Genomic DNA, 2,138 nt, shown 5'->3' with positions numbered 1-2,138 from the left:
GATTCGACGCTGGGAGGCGGGACCGGGGCGGGGGCCGGGAAGAATGCGGTTGAGAATAATGCGCTGAGCGGCAAAGATGCCCAGGAGAAAAACAGCATTGAGCTTGCACTGTCAGAAACCGGACTGGCCCTGCATCCAGGAACGCCTGAAGAAGTGGCTGCACTGGAAGAGCGACACGACCAGCTAACTAACTTGACGCCGAAGTTGATAAGTATGTACAGAGTGCCTGTTCTCAGGGACGGGCATCGCCAGCCTGTCAGGATGCGAATGCTTTAGCACAAGGTCTGCAGGATAGTTACAGTGGTTATCTGGGCAGGCTAACGTATAAAGAGCTGAATCGCGAAGATTACGCCAAAGTTAGTCAAATAGTGGCGAATACCTCAGCTGATAAATGGGATTACGCTATAGAAGGCTACGCGAAATCACAGAGTATTAGCTATCAAGAAGCGAAAGACAGGTTCGCGCTGGCCATTAATATCAACCAGGCGGCAGATATTTCCGGGCTATTGTATGGTTTGAAAGGAAGCGAGAGTGGAAAAACAGGAATAAGCAGCGCGGCGGCTTCGACGATGAAGCAGATGCTATCGAAGTATAATGACTTCAAGCAGAATATTGCCAGCAGTACGAAGGGTAATCATAATGCGCTGGCAATGGCGGGTGCGGGTGCGAGTGCGAGTGCGGGGAATCTTAACATCTCCTCATCGGATAAAGAACTGGGGACGAACGTAAATTTGTTCACAGGGACTACAGGTGGCAAGGGAAGCCCAATACCAGTTAAAGATCCCGTAACTGTTAGTAATGGTCTAAATTATCAGTCAAACCCAAAGTGTACAATTAATCCACAACGTAACGCAGGTATTGAACCGAAAAACTCTTTAAGTCTTTTTGAAAATTCAGTTTCTGTTAAGGTAAAAAACCAAAAGGCGCGCTACACCATTGATGATAGCGGAAATATACACCAGTTCATGCCAGACAATACTGGGGCCTGGCATTGGGCAGGCAGCACAGCAGACAAAAGAAACCCATTAACTTTGCCGAATGATGTTAAATCTGCATTGAAGAAACAATAACGTTGGAAAATTAAATGATTATTGGTGATGATTTTTTTGAAGTTGCATTTCAACTCGAGTTTATGGTGTCTGATTATTCATCTCCAAGCGGGATGTTCAATTTTGTGATCAATGAAAAACTGCTCCCAGGTGAAAGCGTGGCTGTCGATCTTTATGTTGTGATATCTTTTTTAAAGGACAGTGTAAATAGTGAGGTAATTGAAAGCGTATCGGATATCGGTGACATTGCTTTAGATGAATTGGATTTTTCAGAAGGTGCGCCAGAAGGTATAATTTGGCTCGACACTGGAGTTGCAGAAATAAGTGGTCGAGGTTACTGGTTTTATTTATGTTTCAATGAAAATGAGGAACGACTCATTTTCACTACGGATGCAGGTAAAAGTTATCAAGAAGTTCGATATACACGAGGAACGATGAAGAGATTGATTGATAGTTTACCTAACCCTGAGGATATAAAAATTATTAAAAGGAAGGAAATGATTTTCCTTACCGATCTAAAAAATTAATATCTTCAACATCACTATTGGTAATGACTGGCTGAACGTGTAGAAAGCCGAGAAAAAATAGCCGGACACGAATCGCAACTATCTAAGCAGGAACTAACGCTGGTTGAAGCGAAAGACCTGGCGATGATTAATGAGACATACAAAGCGCCTGATGAAGCGATAAAAGCGGCCTGCATGAAGTGTTCAGCCTAGATGGAGATCTTTATGCTCTTGATACGCAGCATGGGAGATTTGAAACCGTCAGTCCGAAAGGTAATCATCTCGGTGAGGTTGATTTCTCTATGCAAAAAATCCCTGCCAGCATAGATAAGTCAGGCGGCCATAATTTAAAGGTGAAATAAGGAAACTTGTTAATTATAAAAATAAATCAATTAAGCGTGGCACGGTCTTTAGGTTACCTGCGGTTTGGCCATATGAGGAATGGGTTGATTTTATGGTTATAGGGCTTTGTTGAATAAATCGAACTTTTGCTGAGTTGAAGGATCAGATCACGCATCCTCCCGACAACACAGACCGTTCCGTGGCAAAGCAAAAATTCAAAATCACCAACTGGCCCACCTAC

5 protein-coding genes are annotated in these 2,138 nt (G+C 43.5%); all 5 read left to right on the top strand.

Going from position 1 to position 2,138, the window contains the following annotated elements; translation table 11 throughout:
- Positions 1-276, top strand: a 276-nt coding sequence (locus MHZ97_RS22240; RefSeq protein WP_239323871.1) for a VENN motif pre-toxin domain-containing protein, incomplete at its 5' end; no start/stop codon positions are given.
- A 92-nt stretch (positions 277-368) separates the two neighbouring features.
- Complete coding sequence (locus tag MHZ97_RS22235; protein ID WP_239315649.1) at positions 369-1,070, top strand: N-acetylmuramoyl-L-alanine amidase; 702 nt, start codon at positions 369-371, stop codon at positions 1,068-1,070.
- Between the two features lie 14 nt (positions 1,071-1,084).
- On the top strand, positions 1,085-1,576 hold the full coding sequence (locus MHZ97_RS22230) for an immunity 42 family protein (protein WP_239315648.1): 492 nt from the start codon (positions 1,085-1,087) through the stop codon (positions 1,574-1,576).
- 337 nt (positions 1,577-1,913) lie between these two features.
- A complete protein-coding gene (imm45, locus tag MHZ97_RS22220) occupies positions 1,914-2,030 on the top strand; it encodes an Imm45 family immunity protein (RefSeq protein WP_309242199.1) in 117 nt (38 codons plus the stop codon).
- 21 nt (positions 2,031-2,051) lie between these two features.
- A partial coding sequence (locus MHZ97_RS22215; RefSeq protein ID WP_239313698.1) for a hypothetical protein occupies positions 2,052-2,138 on the top strand: 87 nt, incomplete at its 3' end.

Source organism: Pantoea sp. ACRSC, from assembly GCF_022346785.1.
GTDB classification, from domain to species: Bacteria; Pseudomonadota; Gammaproteobacteria; order Enterobacterales; family Enterobacteriaceae; genus Pantoea; species Pantoea alvi.
The sequence above is the reverse complement of the archived record's forward strand: the minus strand, read 5'-3'. Positions and strand labels throughout refer to the sequence as shown.